The organism is Pseudomonas sp. MDT1-17 (assembly GCF_054898105.1).
In genome coordinates, this window is the sequence record NZ_JBUBVM010000001.1 from 4,145,001 (window position 1) to 4,165,403 (window position 20,403).

Below are 20,403 nucleotides of genomic sequence, written 5' to 3' on the forward strand. Positions count from 1 at the left end.
AAGCGCCCTGCTTCGCATCGTTCACTCCTTACGCCGCAGGCATCAGAACGTCGATGTTGATGACGTTCAATCCCTGTCATCGCCATGAACCGGTAAGTATCGGAGCGTAGTTGAGAGGTGAATGCTTGTCAGATTGACAGTGAACCCGAAAAAACGATGAGTGACGTCTCGCCTCGTTACGGCCTACGTCAACTGGAGGCTCGGCTGGTGCCGCGGCTCGTGCGTTGCTACTGTCACCGGCACGATCCATCGTCTGATCTGGCTTGAGAACCGGCCTCTTTGGAGCACCGCATGCGCTATCCCTGCAATATCCTGCTTCTGCCCGCCTCCACACTGTTTTCGCTGCGTTCACTCAGCCTGCTCGCGCGGCACTGGGTGCAAATGGCTCTGTGTCTGAGCATTGTCGTGCCCTGCATGGCCGGTGCAGAGACACGACCCGAGAACATGGTTTATTTGCGTACGATTGATCCGCGCATTGAGCAAGACATTCGCTATGCCAGCGCGCACAACTTCACCGGGCACCCACTCGACGGTTACGCCGCCGGGGAGTGTCTGTTATCGCTGGAGGCTGCCAAGGCCCTCGCTCGGGTACAAAAGGCATTGCAGGCGCAGGGCTACGGTTTGAAGGTATTTGACTGTTATCGGCCGAGCCGTGCCGTTGCCGATATGGGGCGTTTCGCTTTGGTGCCGGGTGACCCACGCAAGGCCGAGTTCTATCCGCGCGTGGACAAGCAGGACTTCTGGCACCTGGGTTACGTGGCACGGGTGTCGAACCACTCCAGAGGCTCAACCGTGGATTTGACACTGACCGGTCCGGATGCCCTGCCCGCCGATAGCTGGACGCCGTCAGCCGGGCAAGTCGATTGCACGGCCCCTTATGGCCAGCGATGGCGCGACGGCGCACTCGATATGGGTACCGGTTTCGATTGCTTCGATGAGCGAGCGCATACCGACAGTCCGATGATCAACGCTGCCTCCCGGGACAATCGCCAGACGCTCAGCAGGGCCATGGAGAAAGAGGGATTTACCGGGTACTCCAAGGAATGGTGGCACTTCACATACAGCGGGGAAGGTTCGCCGAAGAACGTCATGGACTTTCCTGTGACGCCGTTGGGTGCAAGCGAAGCTCTCGACGCCAGCCATCAGCTTATTGTGGTCACCACAAAAAACTGGACTGACATTCAGGGCACTGCCCAGCGCTATGAACGGCATGGGAACACCTTTCGAAAATACGAAGCGCCGTTTCCGGTGGTGGTCGGCAAGAGCGGGCTGGCGTGGGGCAAGGGTCTAAGCGGCGTTGAGCAACGCGAAGGTCCGGTCAAACGTGAAGGCGATGGAAAAGCACCCGCCGGGGTATTCAAACTGGGGACGGCGTTTGGCTACGACAGCACGGCCGACACCAGACTGCCGTACCTTGCGCTGACTTCGACCATCGAATGCGTGGATGACAGCCACTCCGCACGCTATAACGAGCTTGTCGACGGCGCGACAGTATCGAAAGACTGGAACAGCTCGGAACGTATGCGTCGCGATGACGAGATGTATCGAAAAGGCATTTTCATCGAGCACAATACGCCGGCGTCTCCCGTCTCGGGCTCGTGCATTTTCTTCCACCTCTGGCGTGGTCCCACGTCCCCGACGCTTGGCTGCACCGCCATGGATCAAGCGGATATTTCTCGCTTGTTCAATTGGCTCGATCCTCGCCAGTCCCCTCTGCTGGTTCAAATGCCCGAGGTGGAATACGAGCAATTTCGCGAACGCTGGAATCTGCCCGAACGTTGATGACTGGCAGGCGGTGGCGGGAGGTCCGGCCATCGCCGAAGGAACAGCCAAGGCAATTTCGTATACCCTATCTGCAAATCATTGCGAACGATCACGACCGTGGCCCTGACAAAACTCAACGCTCCCGACCTTGGCAATTCGCCTTCGACGTCGGAAATCATCACCCGTCATCTGCGTGACGCCATCGTCGCCGGGCATTTCGCCGAGGACGAGCCGATTCGCCAGGACGACATCGCCCGCCAGTTCAACGTCAGCAAGATTCCGGTGCGCGAAGCCCTCAAGCGCCTGGAGGCCGAAGGCCTGGTGATGTTCCAGCGCAATCGCGGGGCGATGGTCACGCGGGTGTCCGATGCGGAACTGGCGCAGATGTTCGAAGTGCGCATGTTGCTCGAAGACAAGGTGCTGCGCCTGGCCATTCCGAACATGACCGAAGACACCTTCGCCCGCGCCGAGCGCATCTGCCAGGAGTTCATCGGCGAAGATGACGTGGGACGCTGGGCCGAGCTCAACTGGGAATTGCACGCCTGCCTCTATGAGCCCGCGCAACGGCCGTTTCTGGTCGGCCTGATCCGCTCGGTCAACGACAAGCTGGAGCGTTACCTGCGCATGCAGATGAGCCTCTCGGCCGGCAAGGATCGCGCCGATCACGAACACCGGGAAATCCTGGCGGCCTGCCGCGCCGGTGATGTGGACCTCGCGGTGAAGTTGCTCGACGAGCACATTGCCGGCGTCTGCAAGACCCTGTTCGAACACCTGCCTCACAGCCACTGACCGCTCGATCTACTGTGCCGATTTCGTCATCGGCACTGGATAAAACCATCAAGCCGGCAAGCCTCCGCACACGCCACTCTTGCGTTCACTCATCTGAACGGACGTGGCCATCCCATGAAACGCATCACCGTGATCGACTCCCACACCGGCGGTGAACCGACCCGTTTGGTGACCGCCGGTTTTCCTGACCTGGGCAACGGCAGCATGGCCGAACGTCGACAGCGGCTGGCCGAACAGCATGATCAATGGCGCGCGGCCTGCGTGCTCGAACCACGGGGCAGTGACGTGCTGGTCGGCGCCCTGCTCTGTGAGCCGGTGAACCCAAGCGCTTGTGCCGGCGTGATTTTCTTCAACAACAGCGGTTACCTCGGCATGTGCGGCCACGGCACCATTGGCCTGGTGGCCTCGCTGGCGCACCTGGGCAAGATCGGCCCTGGGGTGCACAGCATCGAAACCCCGGTGGGCACGGTGCAAGCGACGCTGCACGAAGACCATTCGGTCAGCGTGCGCAATGTGCCGGCGTACCGTTACCGCAAAGCGCTGGCGTTGCAGGTGCCGGGTGTCGGTCAAGTGACCGGCGATGTTGCCTGGGGTGGTAACTGGTTCTTCCTGATCGCCGAGCATGGCCTGGACATCGCTGGCGACAACCTTGAGGCGCTGACCGCCTACACCTTCGCCGTGCAACAAGCACTGGATGTTCAAGGGATCCGTGGCGAAGACGGCGGCTTGATCGACCATGTCGAGCTGTTCGCCGATGACGAGCAGGCTGACAGCCGCAACTTCGTCCTCTGCCCCGGCAAGGCCTACGACCGCTCGCCCTGCGGCACCGGCACCAGTGCCAAACTGGCGTGCCTGGCGGCCGACGACAAATTGCAGCCGGGACAGATCTGGCGTCAGGCGAGTGTCATCGGCAGCGAGTTCGAGGGTTCCTATGAACTTCAGGGCGAGCGCATCGTGCCGACCATTCGCGGCCGCGCCTTTATCAGCGCCGAAGCCAGCCTGATCATCGAACAGGACGACCCGTTCGCCTGGGGTATTCGCCCGTGAGCGAGGGCCACGTGGCCGATGTGATCGTGATCGGCGCCGGCATTATTGGCGCTGCCTGTGCCCAGGCGCTGGCGGGTCGCGGCTTGCGCGTGCTGGTGCTGGACGCAGGCCTGCCGGGCGCTACGGCGGCAGGCATGGGCCATTTGCTGGTCCTCGATGACAATCCGGCCGAACTGGCCCTCAGTCAATATTCCCTGCAACGCTGGCGCGAACTGGCGCCGGCCCTTCCCGATGGCTGCGCGTATCGCCGCAACGGCACCCTCTGGCTGGCGGCCAATGCCGAAGAAATGGCCGTTGCCCACAGCAAATACCTGAACTTGCAGGCCCAAGGCGTGGCCTGCGAATTGATCACCCGCAGCGACTTGCGCCAGCGCGAACCGCAATTGCGCGAGGGTCTGGAAGGCGGACTGCTGATCAATGGCGACGGCATTCTTTATGCCCCGGCGACGGCTAACTGGATGCTCGAAACACCGAACATCAGCCAACGCCGGGCGCGAGTCAGCGAAGTCGACGGCAACCGCGTGCGACTCGACGACGGCCACTGGCTCAGCGCCGAAGCGGTGATTCTGGCTAACGGTATCCAGGCCAACGCGCTCTGCCCCGAATTGCCGATCGAGGCGAAGAAAGGCCACTTGCTGATCACCGACCGCTACCCCGGCAAGGTCACCCACACCCTGGTGGAACTCGGTTACGTCACCAGCGCCCACAACGCCAGCGGTCCTTCGACGGCGTGCAATATCCAGCCCCGGCCGACCGGACAGTTGTTCATCGGCGCCTCGCGACAATTCGACACCACCGACCCGCAGGTAGAAGGCTGGATGCTGGCGAAAATGCTCAGACGTGCCACCGAGTACATGCCGGGGCTGGCTCAGCTCAATGGCATCCGCGCCTGGACCGGTTTTCGCGCCGCCAGCCCCGACGGCCTGCCGCTGGTGGGTCAACACCCGCAACGCAAAGGCTTGTGGCTGGCGGTCGGTCACGAGGGCCTCGGCGTGACGACCGCCACCGGCACCGCCGACCTGCTGGTCGCGCAGTTGTTCGACGAAGCGCCGCCGCTGGCCGCGCAACCGTATCTGCCGCAACGTTTTCTCGGAGAGCCCGTTTATGCCTGAATTGATGCTGGACGGGCGTGCCTTGAAGGTTGCCGAGGGCACCAGCGTCGCCGCCGCGCTGGCCCTTGGTGGCGATGGTTGCACTCGCACCTCGGTCAGTGGCCAACGTCGCGCCCCGCTGTGCGGCATGGGCATTTGCCAGGAATGCCGGGTGACCATCGACGGTCGCCGGCGCCTGGCCTGCCAAACGCTGTGCCGTGACGGCATGCACGTGGAGACTCAAGCATGAGCGAATACGCCGACCTGCTGATCATCGGCGCCGGCCCCGCCGGCATGGCCGCCGCGCTTGCGGCGGCGCCAAGCGGTGCACGCATTGTCCTGCTCGACGACAACCCGCTGCCGGGCGGGCAAATCTGGCGCGACGGACCTCAGGCCAACCTGCCGAATCAGGCGCGTCAGATGCGTGAGCAACTCGAGGCGTGCAGCCACATCCACTGTCACTCCGGCACGCGGGTGATCGCCTGCGCCGGGCCGAAACAACTGCTGGTGGAAGACGCTGATCGTGGCTGGTTGATCGGTTACGACAAACTGATTTTGTGTACCGGTGCCAGCGAGTTACTCCTGCCCTTCCCCGGCTGGACGCTGCCCGGCGTGACGGGTGCTGGCGGTCTCCAGGCATTGATCAAGGGCGGCGTGCCGGTGCAGGGCGAGCGCGTTGTGATTGCCGGCAGCGGACCGTTATTGCTGGCCAGCGCCGCCACCGCGAAACACAACGGCGCCCACGTGCTGCGCATTGCCGAGCAAGCCTGCGGGGCCGCCGTCGCCGGTTTCGCCGCGCAACTGCCACGCTGGCCCAACAAGCTGATGCAGTCGTTCACCTTGTTCGACCACCATTACCGTACCGGCACCCATGTACTGGCCGCCCTGGGCAATGGGCGGCTGGAAGGTGTGCGCCTGCAACAGCAAGGAAAAATCGTCGAACTGGAATGTGATCGCCTGGCCTGCGGTTTCGGTCTGATCCCCAATACCCAACTCGGCCAGGCCCTGAGCTGCGACCTCGACGGCCAGGCGCTTGCGGTCGATACCTGGCAGACCAGCAGCCGCGCTGACCACTTCGCGGCGGGTGAATGCACCGGTTTCGGTGGCAGTGAACTGGCGTTGGTCGAAGGGGCGATCGCTGGACATGCCGCGGTCGGTGACGTTGATTCGGCCCGAGCTTTGTGGCCTCGTCGAACGCGCTGGCAGGGTTTCGCCAACGCCCTGAACAAGGCATTCACCCTCGACCCACAACTCAAGTCGCTGGCGCAACCCGATACCCTGGTGTGCCGTTGCGAAGACGTGGCTTACGGGCTGCTTGCCGGGCACACTGACTGGCGCGGGGCCAAACTGGCCAGCCGCTGCGGCATGGGCGCGTGCCAGGGCCGGGTGTGTGGCGGCGCATTGCAGCACCTGTTCGGCTGGCAACCCTCGGCGCCACGCCCGCCCTTCAGTCCGGCGCGGATCGAGACTTTGTTGTGCCTGGACGACACCCCGCCGGCCTGAATGCCGGCCCGGGGCTTTCGGGTCCGCTGCCGAGTCTCTATGATCCGGGGCATTGCCACCAGACGCCCAGCGCCATGTATGCCTCGCTCACCACTTTCAAACCCTGCGACCTGCCGACCCTGCTAAGCAGTCTGCAGCCGATCGCGGCGCTGCTCGATACCCTGTCGGACGTGGTTTTCTTCATCAAGGACAGCGAGGCCCGCTACGCCTTCGTCAACCAGACCCTGGCCCGGCGCTGCGGCTTCAAACACACTCAAGAGCTGCTCGGGCGCACCGCCGACATGGTCTTTCCCGAGCGCTTCGGCCCGCTGTATACCGAGCAGGATCGGCGGGTGCTGTCCACCGGGCGCGAACTGGCCGACCAACTCGAACTGCACCTGTATTACGGTAACCAGCCAGTCTGGTGCCTGACCCATAAACTCGCGCTGCGCGACCTGCAAGGTCAGATCGTCGGCCTGGCCGGCATCTCCCGCGACCTGCAAACGCCACAGTCCGGCCATCCGGCGTTTCAGAAACTCGCGGCGGTGGACGCGCATATCCGCAGCCATTTCGCCCGACCGATCAGCCTCGCCGAATTGACCGCGATCGCCGGGTTTTCCGTGGCGCAACTGGAGCGCCATTGCAAACGGGTGTTCCAACTCACCCCACGGCAGATGATTCACAAGGCGCGCCTGGAAGAAGGCTCCCGGCTGTTGCTGCACACCGACCTGCCCATCACCGAGATCGCCCTGCGCTGCGGTTACACCGATCACAGCGCCTTCAGCCGGCAGTTCCGCGCTCTGACCAGTCTGGCGCCGAGTCAGTATCGCGAAAGCCGTCGCTGAACCCGGGCGAGTGTTCCTTTAAGGGGCGCCCGGCGTCCGCACTGCTCCCTTCTGTAACACCACCTGATACGGGCCATCGAGGCGTTCTTCTCCGGCGACCTGTTCCCACAATCTTGCAGGACGTTTAGCTCAAGGCTGGGCAAATAATTCTCGCCTTGGTTCGGAAACAGGCACGCTCATTGCTAATCTAATATCGTATACGAAATTCCCAATACGATATCTAACAGCACTTTCCGACCACGAGGCCTCTATGAAAAACCCCGCATTTGCCGTAGCCCTCAGCGCTGTTCTCAGTACTTCCTTCATGGCCACCGCCCAAGCCGACAAGCTCGACGAGATTATTGGTTCGGGCAAGCTGCGTTGCGCAGTGACCCTGGACTTCCCACCGATGGGTTTTCGCGATGAAGGCAACAACCCGGCCGGTTTCGACGTGGACTACTGCCGCGACCTGGCGAAAATCCTCGGCGTCGACGCGGAAGTGGTTGAAACACCCTTCCCGGATCGAATTCCGGCGCTGGTCTCCGGGCGCGCCGACGTGATCGTCGCCTCCACTTCCGACACCCTCGAACGGGCCAAGACCGTCGGCCTCACCGTGCCGTACTTCGCCTTCCAGATGGTGGTGCTGACCCGCGACAACACCGGCATCAACAGCTTCGCCGATATCAAAGGCAAGGCCTTGGGCAACACCAGCGGCACCTATGAAGCCATCGCCCTGGAAAAAGACGTGAAGAGCTGGGGCAGCGGCACCTTCCGCGCCTATCAGTCACAGAACGACACGCTGCTGGCAGTCGCCCAGGGTCACATTGACGCTACCGTGGTCACCAACACAGTGGCCGCCGCCACGATCAAGTCGGGCAAATACAAGAACCTGAAAGTCGCCGGTAACGCGCCGTACACCATCGACTACGTGTCCCTGGGTGCCAAGCGCAACGAGTATGGCCTGCTCAACTACCTCAATCTGTTCGTCAACCAGCAGGTGCGCAGCGGCCGTTACAACGAGCTGTTCACCAAATGGGTCGGCACCGAGATTTCACCCTCTGACCTGACCGTGCCTAAGGTCTATTACTGAGATGTCCGGCATGCCTAGGCCAACCTCTCTGACCGGTCGCAGCCTGGTCGCGGGCGCCGCCCAGGGCGCTTTACTGTTCGCCGATGTCGGGCTGAGTTTCTGGGGCGGGGTCGACCCGTACAGCGGCGAGGTCATTGACCGTCACCACCCGCTGAGCGGCGAATACCTGGTCGGCCGGGTGCTGGCCATTCCCAGCGGCCGCGGCTCGTGCACCGGCAGCAGTGTGCTGATGGAATTGATCAGCAACGGTCATGCGCCGGCCGCACTGGTGCTGGCCGAACCCGATGAGATCCTGACCCTGGGCGTGCTCGTGGCACAGACCATTTTCGAACGTTCCCTGCCGGTGCTGTGCATCGGCCGGGAGACCTTCGCCGCCTTGCGCGGCAAGGCCTTTGCTCGGGTCGAAGCATCAACGGTGACCGTGTTCGAACGCCTGCCGGGTGATGCCTGGCAGGCACTCGACAGTCCGTTGCAGACAGAAGAAAAAATCACCTCTATTGAACTCACCGAACACGATCGGGCGCTGCTCGATGGCGAGCATGGCAAGGCCGCTCAGGTCGCCATGCAGATCGTCCTGCGCATGGCGCAATTGCAAGGCGCGCACAACCTGGTGGATGTCACCCAGGCACACATCGACGGCTGCATCTATACCGGACCTGCGAGCCTGCGCTTCGCCGAACAACTGGTGCAGTGGGGAGCCAAAGTACGGGTGCCGACCACGCTCAATTCGATTTCCGTCGACCAGCGTCGTTGGCGTGAGTTGGGGATCGACCCGGCACTTGGCGTACCGGCCAGCGCCTTGGGCGATGCGTACATGGCGATGGGCGCACAGCTGAGTTTTACCTGCGCACCCTACCTGCTCGACAGCGCACCGAAGGCCGGCGAGCAGATTGTCTGGGCCGAATCCAATGCGGTGGTCTATGCCAACAGCGTGCTCGGCGCACGCACCCTGAAATACCCGGACTACCTGGATATCTGCATCGCCCTGACCGGCCGCGCGCCCCTGATCGGCTGCCATCTGGACGCGCAACGTAAAGCTCGCCTGCAAATCGAATTGCCGGTTTTGCGCGAGTTGGATGATGCCTTCTACCCTCTGCTCGGGTACCACATCGGTGCCCTGGCCGGCAGTCGAATTCCTCTGGTGCTGGGGTTGGAACAGAGCAAGCCGAGCCTGGACGATTTGAAAGCCTTCGGCGCCGCTTTCGCCACCACCTCCGCCGCGCCGCTGTTCCATATCGCCGGGGTGACGCCGGAAGCACTCGACCCGACGCAGGTACTGGAGGCGGATGCCGATGTGCCGGTGGAAAAAATCCGCCTGAAGGAGTTGCTGCTCAGTTGGCGTGAGCTCAACAGTGCCCGCGACAACCGGGTGGATGTGGTCTCGTTGGGCAACCCGCATTTCTCTCTTAGCGAATTCGCGCATCTGGCGCGGCTGTGTCGGGGTCGGCACAAACACCCTGAGGTGGTGCTCGCCATCACCTGCGGTCGCGCGGTGCTGGAGCAGGCCCGAGAGGCCGGACATATCGCGGTGATCGAAGCCTTCGGCGCGACTCTGGTCACCGATACCTGCTGGTGCATGCTCGGCGAACCGGTGATCCCGCTGGCCGCCAAAACCTTGATGACCAACTCGGGCAAGTACGCCCATTACGCACCCGGCCTGGTGGGCCGCAAGGTGCACTTCGCCAACCTCGCCGAATGCGTCGACGCCGCCTGCAGCGCCACGGCCAGCGGTCGTTTGCCGGCCTGGCTGCAATCGGCCGCCTCTCTGGAGAGCCACGCGCATGTTTGATTACACCTTCCAATGGCGCGCAACCCTGCGCGCCCTGCCGGACATGCTTGCCGGCGCCTGGGTCACCTTCGAGACCGCTGCACTGTCGATGATCTTCGGCGTATTGATCGCCCTGGCCCTGACGGTGATGCGCGAAACCAAACAACCGTTGTTGCGCGGCATTGGCAATGGCTGGGTGTCGATCGCGCGCAACACCCCGTCGCTGTTCCAGATCTACGTCCTCTACTTCGGCCTCGGCTCGCTGGATTTGCATGTCAGCTCATGGTTTGCGCTGTTGGCCGGGATCACCTTCAACAATGCCGGCTACCTGGCGGAAAACTTTCGCGGCGGCCTCAAGGCTGTGCCCGGCACGCAAGTGCGCGCCGCGCGTTCGCTGGGCATGAGTGCCTTCCAGGCCTACCGGATGATCATCGTCCCGCAGCTGTTGCGGATCGTGTTCTACCCGTTGAGTAACCAGATGGTCTGGGCGGTGCTGATGACGTCGCTGGGGGTGATTGTCGGGCTGAACAATGACCTCACCGGCGTGACCCAGGATTACAACGTCAAGACGTTCCGCACCTTCGAATACTTCGCCATCGCCGCGGTGCTTTATTACCTGATTGCCAAGGCAATCGTCGCCGTCGCCCGGCTGATGGCCTGGCGGCTGTTCCGTTACTGAGGAGGTGATCATGTTGACCACCAGTTTTTCCTGGAATGACCTGTTGTTTTTGCTTGATGGCGCCTGGGTCACTCTGAAACTCACGTTTTGGTCGATCATCCTCGGCTCATTCGCCGGGCTGCTGTTCGGTTTGCTGCGGGCGCTGTGGCCGCGCGCCAGCCTGCCATTGGCCTGGGTGCTGGACGTGTTTCGCAGCGTGCCGTTGCTGATCCAGTTTGTCTTGTTCAACTCGCTCAAGAGCATTGTCGGCTTGAACATCAGCGCCTTCAGCGTTGGCTGCATTGTGCTCGGGGTCTACGCCGCCGCGTACTTCACCGAGATCGTGCGCAGCGGCGTGCTCTCGGTGCCGTTCACTGTGCGTCGGGCCAGTCGCTCGCTGGGCCTGAGTTTCCTGCAGGACTTGCGCTGGATCGTCCTGCCGATGGCCACCCGGGTGGCCTTTCCCGGCTGGCTGAACCTGGTGCTCAGCGTGATGAAAGACACCGCGCTGGTGATGTGGATCGGCATCGTCGAACTGCTGCGCGCCTCGCAAACCATCGTAACCCGCATTCAGGAACCGCTGCTGGTGCTGTGCATCGCGGGCCTCATCTACTACGTCATGAGCCTGGTGGTCGCTCGCCTGGGCGCTCGTCTGGAAAGAAGGTGGCAAGAAAATGATTGAGATCGACAACGTACACAAATCCTTCGGCGACCTCGAAGTGGTCAAGGGCGTCAACCTGACGGTGAGCAAGGGCGAAGTGGTGTCGATCATCGGCGGCTCCGGCTCGGGCAAGTCGACCCTGCTGATGTGCATCAACGGCCTGGAGCCGATTCAGAAAGGCAACATCCGCGTCGACGGTGTCGAGGTCCACCACAGCGCCACCGACCTTAACCGTCTGCGGCAAAAGATCGGCATCGTCTTCCAGCAATGGAACGCGTTCCCGCACCTGACCGTGCTGGAAAACGTGATGCTGGCGCCCCGCAAAGTGCTGGGCAAGAGCAAGTGCGACGCCGAGGAACTGGCGGTGAAACAACTGACCCACGTCGGCCTGGGCGACAAGCTCAAGGCCTTTCCCGGCAAGCTCTCCGGCGGCCAGCAGCAGCGCATGGCGATCGCCCGCGCCCTGGCCATGTCGCCGGACTACATGCTGTTCGACGAAGCCACTTCAGCCCTCGATCCGCAATTGGTCGGCGAGGTACTCGACACCATGCGCATGCTCGCCGAAGACGGCATGACCATGGTCCTGGTGACCCACGAAATCCGCTTCGCCCGCGATGTGTCCGACCGCGTGGCGTTCTTTCGCAATGGCCTGGTGCACGAGATCGGTTCGCCGGATCAGGTTATTGGTAATCCGGTGCATGCGGAGACTGCGGCCTTTCTGAAATCGGTCAAATAGCCAATGGCCCCTTCGCGAGCAGGCTCGCTCCCACATTGGCCTGGTGTACACCCCCAAACCATGTGGGAGCGGGCTTGCTCGCGAAGGGGCCCTGACAGACAAAACAAGGAGCAAACCATGCGCTCATCGAAAGTGATTCATGTAGTCAGCTGTCACGCCGAAGGTGAAGTCGGCGACGTGATCGTCGGCGGCGTCGCGCCACCGCCCGGGGCCACCGTGTGGGAACAGTCACGCTGGATCGCCAAGGATCAGACACTGCGCAACTTCGTCCTCAACGAACCTCGCGGCGGTGTGTTCCGCCACGTCAACCTGCTGGTGCCGGCCAAGGATCCTAGGGCGCAAATGGCCTGGATCATCATGGAGCCGGCCGACACCCCGCCGATGTCCGGCTCCAACTCGCTGTGCGTGGCCACCGTGTTGCTCGACAGCGGCATCCTGCCGATGACTGAACCGCAAACCCGGCTGGTGCTCGAAGCGCCGGGCGGGCTGATCGAAGCGGTTGCCGATTGCCGTGACGGCAAGGTCGAACGGGTGGAAATCAAGAACGTGCCCTCCTTCGCTGACCGTCTCGACGCCTGGATCGAAGTCGAAGGCCTCGGTTCATTGCAGGTCGACACCGCGTACGGTGGCGACAGTTTCGTGATCGCCGACGCCAAGCACCTGGGCTTCTCCATTCGTCCTGATGAGGCGGCGGAACTGGTCGAGGTCGGGCTGAAAATTACCCGCGCGGCCAATGAACAACTGGGCTTCGTGCATCCGTTGAACCCCGAGTGGTCGCATATTTCTTTCTGCCAGATTGCCGCACCCATCGTCGTTGAAAAGGGCATCGCCACCGGGGCCAACGCGGTGGTGATTCAACCCGGCAAGATCGACCGTTCACCGACCGGCACCGGTTGCTCGGCGCGTATGGCGGTGCTGCAGGCCAAGGGCTTGATGCAGGTCGGCGAGCGTTTTATCGGCCGCTCGATCATCGGCTCCGAGTTCCACTGCCGCATCGATTCGCTGACCGAAGTAGCGGGACGCCCGGCGATCTACCCGTGCATTTCCGGCCGGGCCTGGATCACCGGCACTCATCAATTGCTGCTCGATCCGAGCGATCCCTGGCCGCAAGGCTATCGACTGTCTGACACCTGGCCTGGGGCCTGATCACAGTCTTACAAACCCTCACCAAAAACTCTGACAAACGGCTAGGAAAAAACCCTACGTAACCGCAAAAAGCACTGGCCGAGCGTTGTCACTTGCAATATCGTATACGAAATACAATTACTGAACCGGAGGCAACAATGAGCAAGCGCATTAACTGGAGTGGCGTCTTCCCCGCGGTGACCACTCAATTCAACGAAGACTTCACCATCAACCTGGAAAAAACCCACCAGGTGATTTCCAACGTGATCCGTGACGGCGTGTCGGGCCTGGTGGTGTGCGGTTCGGTGGGGGAAAACACCTCACTGACCGCCGAAGAAAAAATCGCCGTGACCGAAGTCGCGGTCGACGCCTCCCGCGGCCGCGTGCCAGTGATCTGCGGCGTGGCCGAATTCACCAGCATCGCAGCGGCCAAGGTCGCCAACGCTGTGCGCCGGGTCGGTGTCGACGGGGTCATGCTGATGCCAGCGCTGGTCTACGGTTCCAAGCCGTTCGAGACCGCCGAGCACTACCGCTACGTGGCCAAGAATGCCGATGTCCCGCTGATGGTTTACAACAACCCGCCGATCTACAAAAACGACGTCACCCCGGACATCCTGATTTCCCTGGCCGACTGCGACAACGTGGTGTGCTTCAAGGATTCCTCCGGCGACACCCGGCGTTTCATCGACGTGCGTAATGAAGTCGGTGACCGCTTTGTGCTGTTCGCCGGTCTCGACGACGTGGTGCTGGAAAGCATCGCCGTGGGGGCCGAAGGCTGGGTCTCGGGCATGTCCAACGTGTTCCCGAAAGAAGGCGAAACCATCTTCCGCCTGGCCAAGGCCGGTCGCTTCGCCGAAGCCATGCCGATCTACGAATGGCTGATGCCGATCCTGCACCTCGACGCCCGGGCCGACCTGGTGCAGTGCATCAAACTGTGCGAAGCCATCGCCGGTCGCGGCAGCGCCCTGACCCGTCCACCCCGTCTGGCCCTGCCGGAAGCCGATCGGGTTTTCGTCGAGCAGATCATGGCCAAGGCCTTAGCCAACCGTCCGGAACTGCCGGACGTCGGTCTCTGAGTGATTGCCGGGCGGGCCCCTTGCGGACCCGGCCCGGCTGCCTGTTTTTTGCGCCTCTACAGGAAACGTCAGCATGTCCAATCCTCACAGCACCGCCCGCGCAACCACACCCTCGGGACTCAAACGTGTCGTGGCCGCCGCCATGGCCGGCACCGTCGCCGAATGGTATGAATTCTTCCTCTACGGCACCGCCTCGGCACTGGTCTTCGGCCAGCTGTTCTTTCGCCAGACCGACAGCCCGATCGACGGCATCCTCGCCGCCTTCGCCCTGTACGCCGTCGGCTTCCTCGCCCGCCCGCTGGGTGGTCTGGTGTTCGGTCATTACGGTGACAAATTCGGCCGCAAACGCCTGCTGCAATTGAGCCTGGTGGTGGTCGGCATCACCACGTTCCTGATGGGTTGTTTGCCCGGTTTCGACCAAATCGGCTACGCCGCGCCAGTGTTGCTGGTGTTGCTGCGGCTGATCCAGGGTTTCGCCTTCGGCGGTGAATGGGGCGGTGCGATTCTGCTGGTGTCCGAACACTGCCCGGACAATCGCCGGGGCTTCTGGGCCAGCTGGCCGCAAGCCGGTGTCCCGGCCGGCAACCTGGTGGCGACCGTCGCGTTACTGCTGCTGTCGTCGAACCTTTCCGAGGAGCAATTCCTTGCCTGGGGCTGGCGTGTCGCGTTCTGGTTCTCGGCCGTGGTGGTGCTGATTGGCTACTGGATTCGCACCAGCGTCGATGACGCGCCGATTTTCAAGGAAGCCCAGGCCCGTCAGGCGCAGAACAAGCAACAACAATTGGGCGTAGTCGAAGTGCTGCGTCATCACTGGCGTGCAGTGCTGATCGGCATCGGTGCGCGGTTTGCCGAAAACATCCTCTACTACACCGTCGTGACCTTCTCGATTACCTACCTGAAGCTGGTGGTGCACAAGGACACCTCAGAGATTCTGTTTCTGATGTTCGGCGCGCACCTGCTGCACTTCTTCATGATCCCGCTGATGGGTTATCTGTCCGACCTGGTCGGGCGCAAACCGGTGTACCTGACGGGTGCAATCCTCACCGCGTTTTGGGGCTTCATCGGCTTTCCGATGATGGACACCGGCAACAACTGGCTGATCATCGCGGCCATCACCCTGGGCCTGGCGATCGAGTCGATGACCTACGCGCCCTACTCGGCGCTGATGGCCGAAATGTTCCCGACCCACGTGCGCTACACCGCGTTGTCCCTGTGCTACCAGGTGGCTCCGATCTTCGCCGGCTCGTTGGCGCCGCTGATTGCTCTCACCTTGCTCAACAAGTACCACAGCTCGACACCGATCGCCTGGTACCTGGTCGGCGCCGCGCTGATCTCCATCGTCGCCGTCGGCCTGACCCGAGAAACCCGTGGCAAGTCGTTGCACGTGGTGGATGCTGAATCCGCTGCGCGCATCGCTGCCCTGGACAACGCCGAACCCGCCATCCCTCGCCAGGGCGATTCGTTGGCTTGAAGCCGCCAAAAGATCGCAGCCTGCGGCAGCTCCTACAGGGATCGCGTATATCCACGAATTATTGGGTGTACGCAGCTTTTGTAGGAGCTGCCGCAGGCTGCGATCTTGGCGATCTGACAAACAGAAAAAGACTTGCCTGCCCCCCTTTTCCGACAGGAGTTTTTCATGCCCAAAATCATCGGCCACCACTACATCGGCGGTGCGCGCAGCGCTGCCGGCATCATCACCGTGCAAAGCCATGACGCCAGCACTGGCGAAGCGCTGCCCTGGTCGTTCATGCAAGCCACCGTTGAAGAAGTCGACGCCGCTGCTCAGGCCGCCGCGGCAGCCTACCCGGCCTTTCGAAACTTGCGGGCGAGCCGCCGTGCGGAATTCCTCGAGGCCATCGCCGCGCAACTGGATGCGCTGGACGATGAGTTCGTCGCCCTGGTCACCCGCGAGACGGCGCTGCCGACCGGGCGTATTCAGGGTGAGCGCGGTCGCACCAGCGGCCAGATGCGGCTGTTCGCCCAAGTCCTGCGCCGTGGCGATTTCTATGGCGCGCGCATCGACCGGGCCTTGCCCGAGCGCCAACCGCTGCCAAGGGTCGATCTGCGTCAGTACCGGATCGGCGTCGGCCCGGTCGCGGTGTTTGGCGCGAGTAATTTCCCGCTGGCGTTTTCCACTGCCGGTGGCGACACCGCAGCCGCCCTGGCCGCCGGTTGCCCGGTGGTGTTCAAGGCCCACAGCGGGCATATGGCGACTGCCGAGCACGTGGCCGATGCGATCCTTCGCGCCGCCGAGCAAACCGGCATGCCCAAGGGTGTGTTCAACATGATCTACGGTGCGGGTGTCGGTGAAGCGCTGGTCAAGCATCCGGCGATCCAGGCGGTCGGCTTTACCGGTTCGCTCAAGGGTGGCCGCGCCCTCTGCGACATGGCCGCCGCACGGCCACAACCGATTCCGGTATTCGCCGAAATGAGCAGCATCAATCCGGTGCTGATACTGCCTGAAGCACTGCAGCTGCGGGGCGAGAAAATCGCCAGTGAACTTGCCGCGTCAGTGGTGCTCGGCTGCGGCCAGTTCTGCACCAACCCCGGATTGGTGATCGGCATTCGCTCCCCCGAGTTCAGCGCATTCATTGAAACACTCGGCGCGGTAATGGCTGAACAGCCGGGGCAAACCATGCTCAATCGCGGCACACTCGCCAGCTACGAAAAAGGCCTGCAGGCGCTGCACGCGCATGCGCAAATCAGCCACCTGGCGGGCCGCGAACAACAGGGCAAGCAGGCCCAGCCGCAGCTGTTCAAGGCCGACGTCAGCCTGCTGCTCAACGGCGACCCGCTGTTGCAGGAAGAAGTGTTCGGGCCGACCACGGTGCTGGTGGAAGTGGCCGACAAGGCTGAACTGCAACGGGCATTGCAGAACTTGCACGGTCAACTCACGGCCACGCTGATTGCCGAAGCCGGTGACCTGCAAACCCATGGTGAATTGCTCTCGCTGCTTGAACAGAAAGTCGGCCGAGTACTGTTCAACGGCTACCCGACCGGCGTCGAAGTCTGCGATGCGATGGTGCATGGCGGGCCTTACCCGGCCACCTCCGATGCCCGTGGCACCTCGGTCGGCAGCCTGGCCATCGAGCGTTTCCTGCGCCCGGTGTGTTACCAGAATTGCCCGGATGCGCTCTTGCCCGACGCGTTGAAAAACGCCAATCCGCTGGGCATCACCCGTCTGGTCGACGGCGATAGCCATCGCCAACCGATTTAAAGACACTCAATTGAGCAGTGTGGGAGCGAGCCTGCTCGCGAAAGCGGTGTAACAGTCGACAGAAATGTTGAATGTTATGGCCCCTTCGTCGGAACGCCGCCCGGAGCAGGCTTGCTCCCACAGGGTTGGCCGCCTCCCCCTTCAATCCAGCAGTGCCTTCAAGTCGTTGTACAAGGCTTCAGGAATCTGCACACCTTCCACCAGACTGCGTGCTCGCGCCTCGTAACGCCGTTGCGACGGCAAGCGCGCGCCCTGCCCTTGTATGCTCTGGAACATCACTTCGGCACGGGCCAAGTGCTGCTCGGTGCCCTCGCCAAGAAAGCGCCGCGGATCGAGCGCGATGATCAGCTCGCCGTGGTACGGCGACGACTTGCTGCCCGCGTCATAGGCCAGCGATTCGGCACTGGTCAGATCACCGATCAACGGCCCGGCGATCAACTCCACCATGGCGGCCAACGCCGAGCCCTTGTGCCCGCCGAACGTCAGCATCGCACCCGCATCGAGCACCACGTTCGCATCGGTACTGGGCTGCCCGTCGGCGTCCACACCCCAACCCTCGGGAATCGCTTTGCCGGCACGTCGATGCAACTCGATTTCGCCACGGGCAATCGCGCTGGTGGCGAAGTCGAACACAAAAGGATCCGTGCCCGAACGCGGCCAACCGAAAGCGATCGGATTAGTCCCGAACACCGGCTGACTGCCTCCCGCCGGCGCGACCCAGGCATGGCTGGGATTACACGCCAGCGCCACCAGACCGGCAGCGGTCAGCTGCTCGATCTCGACCCACAGGGCGGAAAAATGCACACAGCGATTGATTGCTAACGCCGCAATCCCATTTGCCCGGGTTTTCTCTTCCAGCAATGGCAGACCCGCCTGGAACGCCAACTGGGAGAAACCTCCCGCCGCGTCGACCCGCACGATCGAAGGTGCCTGGTCGATTACCCGCGGCTCGGCATCGGCCACCACCTTGCCGGCCCGGAGCGAATTCACGCACCCCAATACCCGGTACAAACCGTGGGAGGCACAGCCATCGCGCTCGCCGGCAATCACCGTGGCGGTCACCGCCTGTGCATGGGCAAGGTTGAAACCGTTGTGCAGCAAGATTGATTCGGCCAGCTCGCAAGCTTCGGCCAGGGACAGTCGGATCATGATCAGCTCCTTGGACAGACTGTCCAGACTGGCCCATCCCAGACGCCACGGCTTGATCGCTTTAGGCGCGGTCGACGACGAATTCGGCATATCCCGGCAATACGACCATTCGTCGGCTGGGCCGCGCTGAGATGAACGTGGTGCTGCCGTCGGATCTGTCCGTCGACATCGAAGTCGATCTGGGTAAGACCGGTCCGGCCTACTTCCTTCAGGCTCGATTGACCCTGCGCGTGCCGGGTTTGTCGCACGATATCGCAACAACACTGGCGCACACCGCCGATCAAATCTGCCCGTACTCGAAAGCGACGCGAGGTAACATTGACGTGGCCCTGAACGTCCTCACGGCTTGACGCACCGCGCGGCGTTGATATCGATTGGCCTTGCCGATACGCCTTATATATCGCATGCGCCCAAAGCGCATACGAATCATAACCCCATCAAAACGTTGAGGACTCATCCATGAACAAAATCGAAAAAGTCCTGGCCACAGGCAAAACCCACACGACCTTCAGCGACGGTGACAACTCTTCCCGCGGCCTCGCCATCCAGCTCTCGTCGCCTGGAAACCCTAGACTGGCACACGAGTTCGCAGCCATTGTGCCGCACCCAACGGCAGAGCAGTTTTTCGCCGGCGCATGGTCGGCCTGCTACACCGCCGCCGTCGAGCTGGCGGCGAAAAATATGAAGGTGACGCTGCCGCCCAATCTGGCCATTGATATTGAGGTCGATCTGGGCCAGACCGGCCAGGCCTACTTCCTCCAGGCCCGGCTGACTCTTCGCGTGCCAGGCTTGACGCAAGATGTCGCGACGGAGCTGGCGCACGCCGCCGACCAGATCTGCCCTTACTCGAAGGCGACGCGAGGCAATATCGACGTGGTCATCCACGCCCTGACGGCGTGATGCACCATTCGACCGGTTCGACTTTCGCCGTCGAACCGGTCACAACCATCAGTTAGCCTCATCCCGCACCACCCCGCGCTCCTCAAGCAAGCGCACAAACATGGTCAGACTTTGTGACACCGTCCCCCTGCGCCACACCAGCCAGGTGCGCAAATAGCGGAACGATTCCGACATCGGCCAGACGCTCACCGTGGTGCATCCGGGCATGCTCTCGAGCATGCTGCGGGGCATCAGCGCCAGGCCTGCACCAGCGCTGACGCACGCCAGCATGCCGTGATAGGACTCCATTTCGAAAATCTTGCCGGGCACCGCCGCGTCCTTGGCAAACCAGCTTTCGAAGTGGTGTCGGTAGGAACAATTGGAGCGGAAGGCATAGATGTTTTCACCGTTAACATCTCGTGCGCGATGGATGGGGGAATGGTTGATCGGTGCGATCACCACCATTTCTTCCTCAAACGCCGGCACGCCTTCCAGTGCCGGGTGCAGCACCGGTCCATCGACAAACGCTGCCGCCAATCGGCCAGACAACACGCCGTCGATCATGGTCCCCGACGGGCCGGTGGACAGATCCAGCTCGACCTTGGCGTGCTTCTGGTTATAGGCGGCCAGCAGCTCAGGGATACGCACTGCAGCGGTGCTCTCCAGTGATCCCAGGGGAAACGATCCCTGCGGTTCTTCGCCCGCCACGGTGGCGCGGGCCTCCTGGACCAGGTCGAGGATGCGCCGGGCATAGTCCAGAAAACTCCAGCCGGCCGGCGAAAGGCGCAAGCGGCTCTTCTCGCGGATAAACAGGTCCACGCCCAGATCCAGCTCCAGCTGCTTGATCCGCGTCGTCAGGTTCGAGGGCACCCGGTGGATGTGCTGAGCGGCCGCGCTGATGCTGCCGTGCTCGGCGACGGCTTTGAAAATTTCAAGCTGAACCAGATCCAAGTCATTCTCCAAACGTGAACGATATGCTCAGTATTATTCAGTTTCCAGAAAACAAACGCCACCGTAACCTGAGCGCATCCCCACCTCGCAGGACGG

19 protein-coding genes and 1 pseudogene are annotated in these 20,403 nt (G+C 62.3%); 18 read left to right on the forward strand and 2 right to left on the reverse strand.

Annotation, left to right across the window (positions count from 1 at the left end):
• Positions 1-291: 291 nt before the first annotated feature.
• From ACYZTX_RS19170 to ACYZTX_RS19245, 16 genes are all read left to right on the forward strand, one after another.
• Positions 292-1,782 (forward strand): M15 family metallopeptidase, encoded by a 1,491-nt coding sequence (locus ACYZTX_RS19170; RefSeq protein ID WP_462035406.1) that lies wholly within the window; start codon positions 292-294, stop codon positions 1,780-1,782.
• 99 nt (positions 1,783-1,881) lie between these two features.
• Positions 1,882-2,553 (forward strand): GntR family transcriptional regulator, encoded by a 672-nt coding sequence (locus ACYZTX_RS19175; protein ID WP_348123102.1) that lies wholly within the window; start codon positions 1,882-1,884, stop codon positions 2,551-2,553.
• A 114-nt stretch (positions 2,554-2,667) separates the two neighbouring features.
• Complete coding sequence (locus ACYZTX_RS19180) at positions 2,668-3,600, forward strand: 4-hydroxyproline epimerase (protein ID WP_462035407.1); 933 nt, start codon at positions 2,668-2,670, stop codon at positions 3,598-3,600.
• Positions 3,597-4,712 (forward strand): NAD(P)/FAD-dependent oxidoreductase, encoded by a 1,116-nt coding sequence (locus ACYZTX_RS19185; RefSeq protein WP_462035408.1) that lies wholly within the window; start codon positions 3,597-3,599, stop codon positions 4,710-4,712. Before ACYZTX_RS19180 ends, ACYZTX_RS19185 begins: the two co-directional genes overlap by 4 nt.
• Positions 4,705-4,941 (forward strand): (2Fe-2S)-binding protein, encoded by a 237-nt coding sequence (locus tag ACYZTX_RS19190; RefSeq protein WP_462035410.1) that lies wholly within the window; start codon positions 4,705-4,707, stop codon positions 4,939-4,941. Before ACYZTX_RS19185 ends, ACYZTX_RS19190 begins: the two co-directional genes overlap by 8 nt.
• Positions 4,938-6,194 (forward strand): FAD-dependent oxidoreductase, encoded by a 1,257-nt coding sequence (locus ACYZTX_RS19195; RefSeq protein ID WP_462035411.1) that lies wholly within the window; start codon positions 4,938-4,940, stop codon positions 6,192-6,194. The genes ACYZTX_RS19190 and ACYZTX_RS19195 overlap by 4 nt, the downstream gene beginning before the upstream one ends.
• Before the next feature lie 74 nt (positions 6,195-6,268).
• Positions 6,269-7,018: a PAS domain-containing protein gene (locus ACYZTX_RS19200; RefSeq protein WP_462037072.1), complete on the forward strand. Its 750-nt coding sequence runs from the start codon at positions 6,269-6,271 to the stop codon at positions 7,016-7,018.
• Between the two features lie 250 nt (positions 7,019-7,268).
• Positions 7,269-8,087, forward strand: a complete 819-nt coding sequence (locus ACYZTX_RS19205; protein WP_462035412.1) for an ABC transporter substrate-binding protein — start codon at positions 7,269-7,271, stop codon at positions 8,085-8,087.
• A 10-nt stretch (positions 8,088-8,097) separates the two neighbouring features.
• Complete coding sequence (gene lhpI, locus ACYZTX_RS19210; RefSeq protein ID WP_462035413.1) at positions 8,098-9,876, forward strand: cis-3-hydroxy-L-proline dehydratase; 1,779 nt, start codon at positions 8,098-8,100, stop codon at positions 9,874-9,876.
• Positions 9,869-10,534, forward strand: a complete 666-nt coding sequence (locus tag ACYZTX_RS19215) for an amino acid ABC transporter permease (RefSeq protein WP_283180624.1) — start codon at positions 9,869-9,871, stop codon at positions 10,532-10,534. Before lhpI ends, ACYZTX_RS19215 begins: the two co-directional genes overlap by 8 nt.
• A 10-nt stretch (positions 10,535-10,544) precedes the next feature.
• Positions 10,545-11,195, forward strand: coding sequence for an amino acid ABC transporter permease (locus ACYZTX_RS19220; RefSeq protein ID WP_462035414.1), 651 nt, complete (start codon positions 10,545-10,547; stop codon positions 11,193-11,195).
• Complete coding sequence (locus tag ACYZTX_RS19225; RefSeq protein WP_461970621.1) at positions 11,188-11,910, forward strand: amino acid ABC transporter ATP-binding protein; 723 nt, start codon at positions 11,188-11,190, stop codon at positions 11,908-11,910. The genes ACYZTX_RS19220 and ACYZTX_RS19225 overlap by 8 nt, the downstream gene beginning before the upstream one ends.
• 117 nt (positions 11,911-12,027) lie before the next feature.
• A complete protein-coding gene (locus tag ACYZTX_RS19230; protein WP_462035415.1) occupies positions 12,028-13,056 on the forward strand; it encodes a trans-3-hydroxy-L-proline dehydratase in 1,029 nt (342 codons plus the stop codon).
• Positions 13,057-13,193: 137 nt separating this feature from the next.
• Positions 13,194-14,111 carry a dihydrodipicolinate synthase family protein gene (locus tag ACYZTX_RS19235; protein ID WP_462035416.1) on the forward strand — a complete coding sequence of 306 codons (918 nt, stop codon included), beginning with the start codon at positions 13,194-13,196 and terminating at the stop codon, positions 14,109-14,111.
• A gap of 73 nt (positions 14,112-14,184) precedes the next feature.
• The gene (abaF, locus tag ACYZTX_RS19240; RefSeq protein ID WP_462035417.1) at positions 14,185-15,582 is read left to right on the forward strand and encodes a fosfomycin efflux MFS transporter AbaF; all 1,398 of its coding nucleotides are present in this window, start codon (positions 14,185-14,187) and stop codon (positions 15,580-15,582) included.
• A 165-nt stretch (positions 15,583-15,747) separates the two neighbouring features.
• On the forward strand, positions 15,748-17,328 hold the full coding sequence (locus ACYZTX_RS19245; RefSeq protein WP_462035418.1) for an aldehyde dehydrogenase (NADP(+)): 1,581 nt from the start codon (positions 15,748-15,750) through the stop codon (positions 17,326-17,328).
• Between the two features lie 141 nt (positions 17,329-17,469).
• On the opposite strand, the gene ACYZTX_RS19250 is transcribed toward ACYZTX_RS19245, so the two are convergent.
• Positions 17,470-18,477: an Ldh family oxidoreductase gene (locus ACYZTX_RS19250; RefSeq protein WP_462035419.1), complete on the reverse strand. Its 1,008-nt coding sequence runs from the start codon at positions 18,475-18,477 to the stop codon at positions 17,470-17,472.
• Between the two features lie 128 nt (positions 18,478-18,605).
• Between ACYZTX_RS19250 and ACYZTX_RS19255 the strand changes: the two are divergent.
• Both ACYZTX_RS19255 and ACYZTX_RS19260 read left to right on the forward strand, forming a co-directional pair.
• Positions 18,606-18,827: pseudogene (locus ACYZTX_RS19255) on the forward strand (OsmC family protein); the annotation flags it as partial.
• Positions 18,828-18,936: 109 nt separating this feature from the next.
• Positions 18,937-19,377, forward strand: a complete 441-nt coding sequence (locus ACYZTX_RS19260) for an Ohr family peroxiredoxin (RefSeq protein ID WP_462035420.1) — start codon at positions 18,937-18,939, stop codon at positions 19,375-19,377.
• A gap of 48 nt (positions 19,378-19,425) precedes the next feature.
• Here ACYZTX_RS19260 and ptrR read toward each other — a convergent pair whose 3' ends face one another.
• On the reverse strand, positions 19,426-20,307 hold the full coding sequence (gene ptrR / locus ACYZTX_RS19265; protein WP_462035421.1) for a putrescine utilization regulator PtrR: 882 nt from the start codon (positions 20,305-20,307) through the stop codon (positions 19,426-19,428).
• Between the last annotated feature and the right edge of the window lie 96 nt (positions 20,308-20,403).